We start from the raw sequence: 15,210 nt of genomic DNA, 5'->3' as shown, positions 1-15,210 counted from the left end.
ACGCCTCAAGAATTGGCTGGATCCGCGGATTTCGCGGGTCCAGCCGAACCCGTCTTGGAAGGGGGTCGCGCGCGACCCTCGTCTCGGGCAGGTTCCATGGTCGGGAGGTCATCGGTGGGACGGTGATCGCGAATGGACCGGAACTCCCCTCTCGCAAGGATGACGCGGCCTTCCCCGCCGGTCGCGCCGATCCGCAGAGACCTGAAAGGTGACGACACCCATGGCTCAGTCCTTCCTCGGCCAGAAGCGTTTGCGCAAGTATTACGGCAAGATCCGCGAAGTGCTGGAGATGCCGAACCTCATCGAGGTGCAGAAATCCTCCTACGACCTGTTCCTGAAATCGGGTGACCAGCCGCAGCCGACCGACGGCGAAGGCATCAAGGGCGTGTTCCAGTCGGTCTTTCCGATCAAGGACTTCAACGAGACCGCCACGCTCGAATTCGTGAAATACGAGCTGGAAAAGCCGAAATACGACGTCGAGGAGTGCCAGGCCCGCGACATGACCTACAGCGCGCCGCTCAAGGTGACGCTGCGGCTGATCGTGTTCGATGTCGACGAGGACACCGGCGCCAAGTCCGTCAAGGACATCAAGGAGCAGGACGTCTTCATGGGCGACATGCCCCTGATGACCCAGAACGGCACCTTCATCGTCAACGGGACCGAGCGGGTGATCGTGTCCCAGATGCACCGTAGCCCCGGCGTGTTCTTCGATCACGACAAGGGCAAGACGCATTCCTCGGGCAAGCTGCTCTTCGCCTGCCGGATCATCCCTTATCGCGGCTCCTGGCTCGACTTCGAATTCGATGCCAAGGACCTCGTCTTCGCGCGCATCGACCGGCGCCGCAAGCTGCCCGTGACCACGCTGCTCTACGCGCTGGGTCTCGACCAAGAAGGCATCATGGATGCCTATTACAACACGGTCGAATACAGCTTCGACAAGAAGGCCCGCTCCTGGGTCACCAAGTTCTTCCCCGAGCGCGTGCGCGGTACCCGCCCGGCCTATGACCTCGTGGATGCCGCCACCGGCGAGGTGATCGCCAAGGCTGGCGACAAGGTCACCCCGCGCGCCGTCAAGAAGCTGATCGACGAGGGCAAGGTCACCGACCTGCTCGTGCCGTTCAACAACATCGTCGGCAAGTTCGTCGCCCGAGACATCATCGACGAGGACACCGGTGCGATCTATGTCGAGGCCGGCGACGAGCTGACCATCGAGACCGACAAGGATGGCGAAATCACGGGCGGTACGCTCAAGGACCTGATGGATGCGGGCATCACCGACATCCCGGTTCTCGACATCGACAACGTCAATGTCGGCCCCTACATCCGCAACACCGTCGCCGCCGACAACAAGGCCTGGAACCGCGAAACGGCGCTGATGGAGATCTACAAGGTCATGCGCCCCGGCGAGCCGCCGACCGTCGACGCCGCCTCGGCGCTGTTCGACACGCTGTTCTTCGACGCCGAGCGCTACGATCTCTCGGCCGTGGGCCGCGTGAAGATGAACATGCGCCTGAACCTCGACGCCGAGGACAGCCAGCGCACGCTCCGCAAGGAAGACATCGTTGCCTGCATCAAGGCGCTGGTCGAGCTGCGTGACGGCAAGGGCGAGATCGACGACATCGACCACCTCGGCAACCGCCGGGTGCGCTCGGTCGGCGAGCTGATGGAGAACCAGTACCGCGTCGGCCTGCTCCGCATGGAGCGCGCGATCAAGGAGCGCATGTCCTCGGTCGAGATCGACACGGTGATGCCGCAGGACCTGATCAACGCTAAGCCCGCCGCCGCCGCGGTGCGCGAGTTCTTCGGCTCCTCGCAGCTGTCGCAGTTCATGGACCAGACCAACCCGCTGTCGGAAGTGACGCACAAGCGTCGTCTCTCGGCGCTCGGGCCGGGCGGTCTGACCCGCGAGCGCGCCGGCTTCGAGGTGCGCGACGTGCACCCGACGCATTATGGCCGGATGTGCCCGATCGAAACGCCGGAAGGCCCGAACATCGGCCTGATCAACTCGCTCGCCACCTTCGCGCGGGTGAACAAGTACGGCTTTATCGAGACCCCCTACCGCAAGGTGGTGGACGGGCAGGTGACCGACGAGGTGAACTACCTCTCGGCGACCGAGGAGATGCGCCACACCGTCGCCCAGGCCAACGCCTCGCTCGACGAGAACGGCAAGTTCGTCAACGAGCTGGTGAACACCCGTCAGTCGGGCGACTACATGCTTGCGCCCTCCGAGAGCGTCGACCTGATCGACGTCAGCCCGAAGCAGCTCGTCTCGGTCGCGGCCTCGCTGATCCCGTTCCTCGAGAACGACGACGCGAACCGCGCGCTGATGGGCTCGAACATGCAGCGTCAGGCCGTGCCGCTGCTGCAAGCCGAGGCCCCGCTGGTCGGGACCGGCATCGAGGAGGTCGTGGCCCGCGACTCGGGCGCCGCGATCATGGCGCGCCGCGGCGGCATCATCGACCAGGTCGACGCGACCCGGATCGTGATCCGCGCCACCGAGGATCTCGAGCTCGGCGATGCCGGGGTCGACATCTACCGGATGCGCAAGTTCCAGCGCTCGAACCAGAACACCTGCATCAACCAGCGTCCGCTGGTGAAGGTGGGTGACCGGGTCGGCAAGGGCGAGGTGATCGCCGACGGTCCCTCGACCGACATGGGCGAGCTGGCGCTCGGCAAGAACGTGGTCGTCGCGTTCATGCCGTGGAACGGCTACAACTACGAGGACTCGATCCTGATTTCCGAGCGCATCGTGCGCGACGACGTCTTCACCTCGATCCACATCGAGGAATTCGAGGTCGCGGCCCGCGACACCAAGCTCGGGCCGGAAGAGATCACCCGCGACATCCCCAATGTCGGCGAGGAGGCCCTGCGCAACCTCGACGAGGCGGGCATCGTCTATATCGGTGCCGAAGTGGGACCGGGCGACATCCTCGTGGGCAAGATCACCCCGAAGGGTGAATCGCCGATGACGCCGGAGGAGAAGCTGCTTCGCGCCATCTTCGGCGAGAAGGCCTCCGACGTGCGCGACACCTCGCTGCGTCTGCCGCCGGGCGATTTCGGCACCATCGTCGAGGTCCGGGTGTTCAACCGCCACGGCGTCGACAAGGACGAGCGGGCGCTGCAGATCGAGCGCGAGGAAGTCGACCGTCTGGCGCGTGACCGCGACGACGAGCTGGCGATCCTCGACCGCAACATCTACGCGCGTCTCAAGGACCTGATCCTCGGCAAGACCGCGGTGAAGGGTCCGCGCGGCGTCAAGGCCGGCTCGACCATCGACGAGGAACTGCTGGGCACGCTGTCGCGCGGCCAGTGGTGGCAGCTTGCCCTCGAGGACGAGGACGATGCCAAGATCGTCGAGGCGCTCAACGAGCAGTACGAGATCCAGAAGCGCACGCTCGACGCGCGGTTCGAGGACAAGGTCGAGAAGGTGCGTCGTGGCGACGACCTGCCGCCGGGCGTGATGAAGATGGTCAAGGTCTTCGTCGCGGTGAAGCGCAAGCTGCAGCCGGGCGACAAGATGGCCGGCCGTCACGGCAACAAGGGCGTCATCTCCCGCGTCGTGCCGATGGAGGACATGCCGTTCCTCGCCGACGGCACGCCGGTCGACTTCTGCCTCAACCCGCTGGGCGTGCCGTCGCGCATGAACGTCGGTCAGATCCTCGAGACCCATATGGGCTGGGCCGCGCGCGGCCTCGGCATCCAGGTCGACGAGGCGCTGCAGGAGTATCGCCGCTCGGGTGATCTCACCCCGGTGCGCGAGGCGCTGCGCATCGCTTATGGCGACGATGTCTACGAAGAGGGCATCGCCGGCATGGACGAGGAGCGCGTCGCCGAGATCGCGACCAACGTGCATCGCGGCGTTCCGATCGCCACCCCGGTCTTCGACGGCGCCAAGGAGCCCGACGTCAACGACGCGCTCAAGCGCGCCGGCTTCGACACTTCGGGCCAGTCGGACCTGTTCGACGGCCGCACCGGCGAGAAGTTCTCGCGCAAGGTGACGGTGGGCGTGAAGTACCTGCTCAAGCTGCACCACCTCGTGGATGACAAGATCCACGCGCGTTCGACCGGGCCGTACAGCCTCGTCACCCAGCAGCCGCTGGGCGGCAAGGCGCAGTTCGGTGGCCAGCGCTTCGGCGAGATGGAGGTCTGGGCGCTGGAAGCCTACGGCGCCGCTTACACGCTGCAGGAAATGCTGACCGTGAAGTCGGACGACGTGGCGGGCCGGACCAAGGTCTATGAGAGCATCGTCAAGGGCGAGGACAACTTCGAGGCCGGCGTGCCGGAATCGTTCAACGTTCTCGTGAAGGAAGTCCGGGGCCTCGGCCTCAACATGGAACTCCTGGACGCGGAGGACGAGTAACGGCGTCCCGCCGCGCGCCCCCGATGGGGGTGCGCGGCACGCCGTCGCCCTCTGCCTAGATTCAAGGATTTGAAATGAACCAGGAACTCACCAACAACCCGTTCAACCCGCTGACCCCGGCCAAGACCTTCGACGAGATCAAGGTATCGCTGGCGTCGCCGGAACGGATTCTCAGCTGGTCCTTCGGCGAGATCAAGAAGCCCGAGACGATCAACTACCGGACCTTCAAGCCCGAGCGCGACGGCCTGTTCTGTGCCCGCATCTTCGGGCCGATCAAGGACTACGAATGCCTGTGCGGCAAGTACAAGCGCATGAAGTATCGCGGCGTCGTCTGCGAGAAATGCGGCGTCGAGGTGACGCTGCAGAAGGTCCGTCGCGAGCGCATGGGCCATATCGAGCTGGCCGCGCCCGTCGCCCATATCTGGTTCCTGAAGTCGCTCCCGAGCCGGATTGGCCTCATGCTGGACATGACGCTTCGTGATCTCGAGCGGATCCTCTACTTCGAGAACTACGTCGTCATCGAGCCGGGTCTCACCGATCTGACCTATGGCCAGCTGATGACCGAGGAGCAGTTCCTCGACGCGCAGGACCAGTACGGCGCGGACGCGTTCTCGGCCAATATCGGCGCCGAGGCGATCCGCGAGATGCTGGCCCAGATCGACCTCGAGGGCGAGGCCGAGCAGCTGCGCGCCGACCTCAAGGAGGCGACCGGCGAGCTGAAGCCCAAGAAGATCATCAAGCGTCTGAAGATCGTCGAGAGCTTCATCGAAAGCGGCAACCGTCCCGAGTGGATGGTGCTGACCGTGATCCCGGTGATCCCGCCCGAGCTGCGCCCGCTGGTGCCGCTCGATGGCGGCCGCTTCGCGACCTCGGACCTCAACGACCTGTATCGCCGGGTGATCAACCGCAACAACCGCCTCAAGCGGCTCATCGAGCTGCGCGCGCCCGACATCATCGTGCGCAACGAGAAGCGGATGCTGCAGGAATCCGTGGACGCGCTGTTCGACAACGGTCGCCGCGGCCGCGTCATCACCGGTGCCAACAAGCGTCCGCTGAAGTCGCTGTCGGACATGCTCAAGGGCAAGCAGGGCCGCTTCCGCCAGAACCTTCTGGGCAAGCGGGTCGACTTCTCGGGCCGCTCGGTCATCGTGACCGGCCCCGAACTGAAGCTGCACCAGTGCGGTCTTCCCAAGAAGATGGCGCTCGAGCTGTTCAAGCCCTTCATCTACTCGCGGCTGGAGGCCAAGGGTCTCTCCTCGACCGTGAAGCAGGCGAAGAAGTTGGTGGAGAAGGAGCGTCCCGAGGTCTGGGACATCCTCGACGAGGTGATCCGCGAGCATCCCGTGATGCTCAACCGCGCGCCCACCCTGCACCGTCTCGGCATTCAGGCCTTCGAGCCGCAGCTGATCGAGGGCAAGGCGATCCAGCTTCACCCGCTGGTCTGCTCGGCCTTCAACGCCGACTTCGACGGCGACCAGATGGCTGTTCACGTGCCGCTGTCGCTCGAGGCGCAACTCGAAGCGCGCGTCCTGATGATGTCGACGAACAACGTTCTGTCGCCCGCCAACGGCGCGCCGATCATCGTGCCGTCGCAGGACATGGTTCTCGGCCTCTACTACACGACCATCATGCGCGAAGGCATGAAGGGCGAGGGCATGTCGTTCAACTCGATCGACGAGGTCGAGCACGCGCTGAACGCCGGTGAAGTGCACATGCACGCCAAGATCACTGCGCGGATCAAGCAGATCGACGAGGAGGGCAACGAGGTCGTCAAGCGGTTCGAGACCACCCCGGGCCGTCTGCGGCTCGGCGGTCTGCTGCCGCTCAACGCCAAGGCGCCGTTCGAGCTGCTGAACCGTCTGCTGCGCAAGAAGGAAGTCCAGCAGGTCATCGACACCGTCTACCGCTACTGCGGCCAGAAGGAGTCGGTCATCTTCTGCGACCAGATCATGTCCGCGGGCTTCAAGGAGGCCTTCAAGGCAGGCATCTCCTTTGGCAAGGACGACATGGTCATCCCCGACGCGAAGTGGACGCTGGTCGACGAGACCCGCGACCAGGTCAAGGACTTCGAGCAGCAGTACATGGACGGCCTGATCACTCAGGGCGAAAAGTACAACAAGGTCGTGGACGCCTGGTCGAAGTGCAACGACAAGGTCACCGAAGCGATGATGACCACCATCTCGGCCAACAAGAAGGACGAGAACGGTGCCGAGGCCGAGCCCAACTCGGTCTACATGATGGCCCACTCCGGTGCGCGTGGCTCGGTCACCCAGATGAAGCAGCTGGGCGGCATGCGCGGCCTGATGGCCAAGCCGTCGGGCGAGATCATCGAGACGCCGATCATCTCGAACTTCAAGGAAGGCCTGACCGTGCTCGAGTACTTCAACTCGACCCACGGTGCGCGGAAAGGTCTGTCGGACACCGCGCTCAAGACCGCGAACTCGGGCTACCTGACGCGTCGTCTCGTCGACGTGGCGCAGGACTGCATCGTGCGCGAGCACGACTGCGGCACCGACCGGGCGATCACCGCTGAAGCGGCGGTCAATGACGGCGAGGTGGTCTCGCCGCTCTCCGAGCGCGTTCTGGGCCGGGTCTCGGCCGACGACGTGCTGCGTCCGGGCACCGACGAGGTGCTGGTGGCGGCGGGTGAGCTCATCGACGAGCGTCGCGCCGACATTATCGAGCAGGCCGCGGTGCAGAAGATGCGCATCCGCAGCCCGCTTACCTGTGAGGCCGAGGACGGCGTCTGCGCCATGTGCTACGGGCGCGACCTTGCGCGCGGCACCATGGTGAACCAGGGCGAGGCCGTCGGTATCATCGCGGCGCAGTCGATCGGTGAGCCGGGTACCCAGCTGACGATGCGGACGTTCCACATCGGCGGCGTGGCACAGGGTGGCCAGCAGTCCTTCCTCGAGGCGAGCCAGTCGGGCAAGGTGGAGTTCCGCAACGCCAACCTCCTCGAGAACGCCGCAGGCGAGCAGATCGTCATGGGCCGCAACATGGTCATCGCGATCATGGGCGAGGATGGCGAGGAGCGCGCCAGCCACAAGATCGGCTACGGCACCAAGGTCTTCCTCAAGGAAGGCGCCGAGGTGAAGCGCGGCGAGAAGATGTTCGAGTGGGACCCCTACACCCTGCCGATCATCGCCGAGAAGGCCGGTACCGTGCGCTTCGTCGACCTGGTGAACGGCATCGCCGTGCGCGAGGACACCGACGACGCGACCGGCATGACCCAGCGGATCGTCACGGACTGGCGTTCGGTGCCCAAGGGCAACGAGCTCAAGCCCGAGATCATCGTGGTGGGCGAGGATGGCGAACCGGTCCGCACCGACAGCGGCAACCCGGTGACCTACCCGATGTCGGTGGACGCGATCCTCTCGGTCGAGGACGGCCAGCAGATCCAGGCCGGCGACGTGGTGGCGCGGATCCCGCGCGAGGGTGCCAAGACCAAGGACATCACCGGCGGTCTGCCGCGGGTGGCGGAACTGTTCGAGGCTCGTCGTCCCAAGGACCACGCGATCATCGCCGAGATCGATGGCTATGTGCGCTTTGGCAAGGACTACAAGAACAAGCGTCGCATCGCGATCGAGCCCACCGAGGAAGGGCGCGACAAGGTCGAGTACATGGTGCCCAAGGGCAAGCACATCCCGGTGCAGGAAGGCGACTTCGTGCAGAAGGGTGACTACATCATGGACGGCAACCCCGCGCCGCACGACATCCTCGCCATCATGGGTGTCGAGGCTCTGGCCGACTACATGATCGCCGAGGTGCAGGACGTCTATCGACTGCAGGGCGTGAAGATCAACGACAAGCACATCGAGGTGATCGTTCGCCAGATGCTGCAGAAGATCGAGATCATGGACTCGGGCGAGAGCACGCTGCTGAAGGGCGAGCATGTCGACAAGGCCGAGTTCGACGAGGCCAACGAGAAGGCGATCTCCAAGGGCGGTCGTCCGGCGCAGGGCGTGCCGGTCCTGCTCGGCATCACCAAGGCGTCGCTGCAGACCCGCAGCTTCATCTCGGCGGCGTCGTTCCAGGAAACCACCCGCGTGCTCACCGAGGCTTCGGTCCAAGGCAAGCGCGATAAGCTGGTGGGTCTCAAGGAGAACGTCATCGTCGGCCGCCTGATCCCGGCGGGCACCGGCGGCGCGACCAGCCGCGTTCGCAAGATCGCCCACGACCGCGATCATTCGGTGATCGAGCAGAAGCGCGAGGCCGCAGAGCAGGCCGCGGCGCTGGCGGCTCCCTCGGAGCAGCCGATGTCGGACGACCAGTTCGACACGATCTCGGCCCGTGCCGAGGACAGCCGCGACTGATCGCAGGTCGATCATCGTGAAACGCCGAAGGGCCCCCGGGAAACCGGGGGCCCTTTTTGCTGCGGGCTCCGCGCAAGCCCGTTGGCAGGATCGTCGCGCGGGCGGATACTGTATGCGGGGGCCCAAGGCCGCTTGGCCGGGCCCATGGTCCTGTCATGGAGGCGCAGATGAGCTTCATCGCCGAAATCGGGGAGGCGGAGGCGTCTGGTCCCGCCGCCGCTTTTTATGCCGCTGCCAAGACGCAGCATGGGCAGATCTACAACCTGCACCGGACCTGCGTGCGATTGCCGGAACTGGCGGAGCATTTCGAGGCCATGACGGCGGCGCTCAAGGAGCGGATGGGGCTGCGGCGCTACGAACTCGTCACGCTGGCCGCCGCGCTGGCGCTGCGCAGCTCGTACTGCGCGCTGGCCCATGGCAAGGTGTTGCTCGACAACGGCATGACACCCGAAGAGCTGGAGCGGATCGCGACCGAGCGGGGCCATACCTCGATCACCCCGCAGGAGGCCGATCTGATGGGCTATGCCGCCGATATCGTCGAGGATGCCACGGCGATCGGCCCGGCGCGGATCGCGGGGCTCAGGGCGCATGGGCTGTCGGACGATGAGATCGCGCAGGCCGCCGCGGCGGCGTCGCTGCGCTGCTATTTCAGCAAGTATCTCGACGCGCTCGGCACGCGGCCGGACCCGGCCTTCATGGAACTGCCCGAAGCGCTGCGCACGGCCTTGGCACGGGGACGGGCAATCGAGGAACCCGAGGATTAGGCCGCCGCCACACGTGAAACACTCAATCCGCCGCCTCGGCCGCCGCGATCTCCGCGTGCCATCTCGGATCGTCCTGCGGCGCGCGGCCCTGATGCGCGCAGAGCCGCGCCACGAGATCGGCGCAGCACAGGTGATGCAGCCGCGCGACGCCGGGCAGTGCCAACGCCTCGGCATGAATGCGGTCGAAGGCCGCGGCATGGGCCAGCGCCGATAGGTCCCGTCGCCCATTGCGGTCGCGCGCGTCGAAGAACGCCTGCGTATAGCGGTCCTTGGCCGCCGTGGCCGAGAGGGTGCCGCGCTTGGCCTCGAACTGTTCGACCGAGCGCAGCACGTAATGGTTCATCTGCGCATAGCGATGCGTCACCTGTGAGACATCGGTATAGCGGATCGGATGCGGACCGGTGAGAAGCTGCTCGATGATCCGCCCTTCGCTGTCGACGATGCGGTTCGTGCCCCGGTCCCATTCTCCGTCGAACGCCCAAGGCATGTGATCGCTCCAGCGTTCGAAGCGGCGCGGGGTGCGGAACAGCGTCTTGACCATGACGTTTGCGGGGCGCTGCGAGGGGCCGCGCCGCCGAAATTGCCGATGCACGAGGCCCGGCCGGTAGCGCTTCCAGCCGCCCGTGCCGAAGCACTGCCAGTGGAACGCGACACCCAAGAAGTCCCGGCCCAGATCGTCGAGATAGGACGCGATCGTGCCGTCGCCCCGGTGCAGCACGAGGAACTCGTCCACATCGCAGATCAGCAGCCAGTCGGCCTCGGCCGTGGCGGGGTGGCGCTGCGCGTGACGATGCGCGGATTGCTTGGGCGGCGTGCCCTCTGGCGGGCGGTGCTCGAACCAGCGCAGCCAACCGGCTTGGGCGAAGGCGTCGAGCAGGGCAGGGGAGCGGTCGGTGCAGTCATTGACCCCGATGAGGATCTCAAAGCCCAGCATCCGGTACCAGGAGATCCATTCGACGAGAAACGCGCCCTCGTCGCGCATGCCGGCAAAGACGAGAAAGCGTTCGGGGCGATCGTACATGCGGCGGATGATGCACAGATGGCCGCCGCCGTCCATCCCGGGTGGAGGACGCGCGCGGCGCCCTCCACGTGTTCTCAGACGGGTTCGGTCCGAGCGGCGGCGCGGGCGAGCACCCGCATCCGGCTGTCGAACTCGCCCCTATCGACATAGCAGCCGCGCAGGTGCCGAAAGCCGGTCGACGGGTCGAAGGCGGCGCGCCCATGCAGGACGCGGCGGTTGTCGAACACCACCATCTCGCCGGCCTTCAGCTTCAGCGTCACCAGATAGGCCGGGTCGCGGGTCATCTGCATCAGCCGACGATAGGCGGCGTAGTAGCCCGGCATGATCGCCGGATCGATGTCGAGGATGTCCGCCAGATGCGCGTTGAAGCAGATCTCCTCGACGCGGCCGCCTTCACCGCGCCGGATCACCGTCTTGCGGGTCCGGATGTCGGTCTCCGCATCGTGGAAGCGGAACGGGATGTCGACGCTGGCAAGAAGCTCAAAGCCCTCGGGGTCCTCGAGCGCCAGATCCTCGGCCACGGCGACGCCGTCGCAGAATACCGAGCCGCCGCCTTCGGCCTCGTTGGCGAGGCAGTGCAGGAATTGCCAGCCCGGCGGCAGCTCCTGATTGGTCAGATCGGTATGCAGCGGCAGCGCATCCGCGGTGTAGGCGAGGTTGTTCGGGTCGGGCTTCGAGACCACCTCGAAGGTGACGCCGAAATTGGTCTCGCGCAGGAAGCCGATGCGCCGGGCGATGCGGCAGCCCGCCTCGACGTCGTCGGCCAGGCCCTCGACGATCGACAGGCCCATGGCCTTGCTGCGCCGCAGCCAGTCGGCGAGCGCCGCGTCGCTCTCGGCGACATCCGCGGCGCGGGCGCGCGGTATCCCGGCCGCGCCGAGATCGCCGCGCCAGCTGCTTGCGGGCACATGGGCCGGGTCGGGCCGCCGCCGGCCCGGGCGATTCTCGCGCAGCCAGTTCAGGTCGAACCGGCTCGGTGCGGCGTCACCGGGCCAGTCTAGCACCAGCGCCTCGTCCTCGATCCGCGCCGCCTCGGGCGCGAGATCGAGCGGCACCGAGGTCAGGTCGAAGACCCGCTCGCCGGTGCGCGGGTGAAACCCGGCCGGGTCGGTGTCGCGCAGCCAGATATAGGGAAAGGCATCGCTGCCGCCATCGGCCCAGTCGAGCCAAAGTTGCCGCGCCTCGAGGCGCGCTCGTGCCATGTGTCGCATGGATCGTCTCCGTGATGTCAGTGGGAATCGGTCTTGGTCGGCACGGCTTGCCTCGGCGGCGGCCACCAGTCATAGGCCTTCGCATGCGGATGGCCCGGACGCCTTCCCAGAACGACACACATCTGCGGCCCGGCCCTTTCCATCTGGCTGAAACGATCTCCGGCGGGCAGACTAGCATGGGCGCGAACGCCTGTCATTGCAGCTCCGGAGCGGCCCCGGGGACGGGTGGCCCCCGGCGCAGTTGACACCCTCCGCGACTCCCCCTATACGGCCACCACTTGGGCAGGGGGCAGTCCGCTTTCCGCCCTGATATCAGAGCTGAAGTGGTCACGATCCGGGCCTTGCGCCCCGATCCTCTGGAGACCCACCGCATCGTGTCCGGAAGAGGGGCGCGTTCGCGGGTTTTTGTGCTTTACGGACGCGTGAAGTGCGAGGAATCGAAATCGGCGGGCCGTCCGGTCCGTGACACATGTGCAGGAAACGGGGAAAGACGCCCAATGCCAACGATCCAGCAGCTGATCCGCAAGCCGCGGCAGCCGAAAGTCACCAAGTCCAAGTCGCAGCACCTCGAGTCCTGCCCGCAAAAGCGTGGCGTGTGCACTCGGGTGTACACCACGACGCCGAAGAAGCCGAACTCGGCCATGCGGAAAGTCGCCAAGGTGCGTCTGACCAATGGCTTCGAGGTCATCAGCTACATCCCGGGCGAAAGCCACAACCTTCAGGAGCACTCGGTGGTCCTGATCCGTGGCGGCCGGGTGAAAGACCTTCCGGGCGTCCGTTACCACATCCTCCGCGGCGTGCTTGACACCCAAGGGGTCAAGAACCGCAAGCAGCGCCGCTCGAAGTACGGCGCGAAGCGTCCGAAGTAAGGAGAGAGAGCGCCATGTCGCGTCGTCACGCCGCCGAGAAACGTGAGATCCTGCCCGATGCCAAGTTCGGCGACCGGGTCGTCACGAAGTTCATGAACAACCTGATGATCGACGGCAAGAAAGCCGTCGCCGAGCGCATCGTCTACAACGCGTTCGACCGGGTCGAGACCCGCCTCAAGAAGGAGCCCGTCGAGGTGTTCCACGAGGCGCTCGACAACATCAAGCCGTCGGTCGAGGTCCGCTCGCGCCGCGTCGGCGGTGCGACCTACCAGGTCCCCGTCGAAGTCCGCCCCGAGCGCCGCGAGGCGCTGGCGATCCGCTGGCTGATCGACGCCAGCGCGAAGCGCAACGAGAACACCATGGAAGAGCGCCTGGCCGGCGAGCTGCTCGATGCAGTGAACGGCCGCGGCACCGCGGTTAAGAAGCGCGAAGACACCCACAAGATGGCCGACGCGAACAAGGCGTTCAGCCACTACCGCTGGTAAGCGGGAAGGAGTCCAGACATGGCACGCGACTATCCTCTGCAGCGCTACCGCAACTTCGGCATCATGGCCCACATCGATGCCGGCAAGACCACCACGACCGAGCGGATCCTCTTCTACACCGGCAAGTCCCACAAGATCGGCGAAGTCCATGACGGCGCCGCGACCATGGACTGGATGGAGCAGGAGCAGGAGCGCGGCATCACGATCACGTCCGCGGCGACGACCACTTTCTGGCAGCGCCAGGAAGATCCGACCGCCGAGGGCACTTCGGATACCAAGTACCGCTTCAACATCATCGACACCCCCGGCCACGTCGACTTCACCATCGAAGTCGAGCGTTCGCTGGCGGTGCTCGACGGTGCGATCTGCCTTCTCGACGCTAACGCCGGTGTCGAGCCGCAGACCGAGACCGTCTGGCGTCAGGCCGACCGCTACAAGGTCCCGCGCATCGTCTTCGTCAACAAGATGGACAAGATCGGCGCCGACTTCTTCAACTGCGTGAAGATGATCAAGGACCGCACCGGGGCGACCCCGGTTCCGATCGCTCTGCCGATCGGCGCCGAGGACAACCTCGAGGGCATCGTCGACCTGATCAAGATGGAAGAGTGGGTCTGGAAGGGTGAAGATCTGGGCGCGTCCTGGGTCCGTCAGCCGATCCGTGCCGAGCTCCAGGACGTCGCGACCGAATGGCGCGCCACGCTCATCGAGAATGCCGTCGAGCAGGACGATGCCGCGATGGAGGCCTATCTCGAAGGCGAAGAGCCCGACGAGCCGACCCTGCGCAGCCTGATCCGCAAGGGCACGCTGTCGCTGTCCTTCGTGCCGGTGGCCGCTGGCTCCGCGTTCAAAAACAAGGGCGTGCAGCCCCTGCTGAACGCCGTCATCGACTTCCTGCCCTCGCCGCTCGACGTGCCCGCCTATATGGGCTTCTCGCCGGACGACGAGACCGAGACCCGTAACATCCCGCGTCATGCCGACGACTCCGAGCCCTTCTCGGGTCTGGCGTTCAAGATCATGAACGACCCCTTCGTCGGTTCGCTGACCTTCACCCGCATCTATTCGGGCGTGGTGAAGAAGGGCGACACCATGATGAACTCGACCAAGGGCAAGCGCGAGCGTGTCGGTCGGATGATGATGATGCACGCCATCAACCGCGAAGAGATCGAGGAAGCCTTTGCCGGCGACATCATCGCGCTCGCGGGCCTCAAGGAGACCACGACTGGCGACACCCTGTGTGATCCCCAGAACCAGGTCGTCCTCGAGACCATGACCTTCCCCGATCCGGTCATCGAGATCGCGGTCGAGCCGAAGACCAAGGCCGACCAGGAGAAGATGTCCGCCGGTCTGCAGCGGCTTGCCGCCGAGGACCCGTCCTTCCGCGTCGAGACCGACCTCGAGTCGGGCCAGACGATCATGAAGGGCATGGGCGAACTCCACCTCGACATCCTGGTCGACCGCCTCAAGCGGGAGTTCAAGGTCGAGGCGAACATCGGTGCGCCGCAGGTGGCCTACCGCGAGACCATCGGTCACGCCGTGGAGCACACCTACACCCACAAGAAGCAGTCGGGTGGTTCGGGCCAGTTCGCCGAGGTGAAGCTCAACATCATGCCGACCGAGCCGGGCGAGGGTTACTCGTTCGAGTCGAAGATTGTCGGCGGCGCGGTGCCCAAGGAATACATCCCGGGCGTCGAGAAGGGCATCAAGTCGGTGATGGACTCCGGTCCGCTCGCGGGCTTCCCGGTGATCGACTTCAAGGTCGAGCTGCTGGACGGCAAGTTCCACGATGTCGACTCGTCGGTCCTCGCCTTCGAGATCGCCTCGCGGATGTGCATGCGTGAAGGTCTGCGCAAGGCCGGCGCCAAGCTGCTCGAGCCGATGATGAAGGTCGAGGTGCTGACGCCCGAGGAGTACACCGGTGGCGTCATCGGCGACCTGACCTCGCGTCGGGGCCAGGTGCAGGGGCAGGACACGCGCGGCAACGCCAACGTGATCAACGCCTTCGTGCCGCTCGCCAACATGTTCGGCTACATCAACACGCTGCGGTCGATGACCTCCGGTCGCGCACAGTTCTCGATGATCTTCGATCACTACGAGCCGGTGCCGCAGAACATCTCGGAAGAGATCCAGAAGAAATACGCGTGACGGTCGGCGGGGCCCCGCACGGGGCCCCGTCATCACGACGCC

General features: G+C 65.6%; 8 protein-coding genes. 6 read left to right on the top strand and 2 right to left on the bottom strand.

The features are described 5' to 3' along the window. Nucleotides 1-220: 220 nt before the first annotated feature. The 3 genes from rpoB (at nucleotide 221) to LOS8367_RS03060 (ending at nucleotide 9,440) form a co-directional block, all read left to right on the top strand. Nucleotides 221-4,360: a DNA-directed RNA polymerase subunit beta gene (rpoB, locus tag LOS8367_RS03070; protein WP_085894992.1), complete on the top strand. Its 4,140-nt coding sequence runs from the start codon at nucleotides 221-223 to the stop codon at nucleotides 4,358-4,360. Nucleotides 4,361-4,434: 74 nt separating this feature from the next. Then, entirely contained in the window at nucleotides 4,435-8,676 is a 4,242-nt protein-coding gene (gene rpoC, locus LOS8367_RS03065; RefSeq protein WP_085894991.1) for a DNA-directed RNA polymerase subunit beta', read from the top strand. A gap of 167 nt (nucleotides 8,677-8,843) precedes the next feature. Further along, nucleotides 8,844-9,440: a carboxymuconolactone decarboxylase family protein gene (locus LOS8367_RS03060; protein ID WP_165761374.1), complete on the top strand. Its 597-nt coding sequence runs from the start codon at nucleotides 8,844-8,846 to the stop codon at nucleotides 9,438-9,440. A 22-nt stretch (nucleotides 9,441-9,462) separates the two neighbouring features. Here LOS8367_RS03060 and LOS8367_RS03055 read toward each other — a convergent pair whose 3' ends face one another. After that, the gene (locus LOS8367_RS03055) at nucleotides 9,463-10,461 is read right to left on the bottom strand and encodes a glycosyltransferase family 2 protein (protein ID WP_085895444.1); all 999 of its coding nucleotides are present in this window, start codon (nucleotides 10,459-10,461) and stop codon (nucleotides 9,463-9,465) included. Between the two features lie 74 nt (nucleotides 10,462-10,535). Then, nucleotides 10,536-11,663: a TauD/TfdA family dioxygenase gene (locus LOS8367_RS03050; RefSeq protein ID WP_085894989.1), complete on the bottom strand. Its 1,128-nt coding sequence runs from the start codon at nucleotides 11,661-11,663 to the stop codon at nucleotides 10,536-10,538. A 506-nt stretch (nucleotides 11,664-12,169) separates the two neighbouring features. On the opposite strand from LOS8367_RS03050, the gene rpsL reads away from it, so the two are divergent. Genes rpsL through fusA form a run of 3 tightly spaced genes read left to right on the top strand, consistent with a single transcriptional unit; the run spans nucleotide 12,170 to nucleotide 15,168 of the window. Then, complete coding sequence (rpsL, locus tag LOS8367_RS03045) at nucleotides 12,170-12,541, top strand: 30S ribosomal protein S12 (protein ID WP_017930005.1); 372 nt, start codon at nucleotides 12,170-12,172, stop codon at nucleotides 12,539-12,541. A 14-nt stretch (nucleotides 12,542-12,555) separates the two neighbouring features. Then, nucleotides 12,556-13,026, top strand: coding sequence for a 30S ribosomal protein S7 (rpsG, locus tag LOS8367_RS03040; RefSeq protein WP_085894988.1), 471 nt, complete (start codon nucleotides 12,556-12,558; stop codon nucleotides 13,024-13,026). Between the two features lie 18 nt (nucleotides 13,027-13,044). Further along, the gene (fusA, locus tag LOS8367_RS03035) at nucleotides 13,045-15,168 is read left to right on the top strand and encodes an elongation factor G (RefSeq protein ID WP_085894987.1); all 2,124 of its coding nucleotides are present in this window, start codon (nucleotides 13,045-13,047) and stop codon (nucleotides 15,166-15,168) included. The last annotated feature ends 42 nt before the right edge of the window (nucleotides 15,169-15,210 follow it).

This window comes from Limimaricola soesokkakensis (assembly GCF_900172345.1).
Taxonomy (GTDB): Bacteria; Pseudomonadota; Alphaproteobacteria; order Rhodobacterales; family Rhodobacteraceae; genus Limimaricola; species Limimaricola soesokkakensis.
This window is presented reverse-complemented; position numbering and strand designations above follow the sequence as displayed.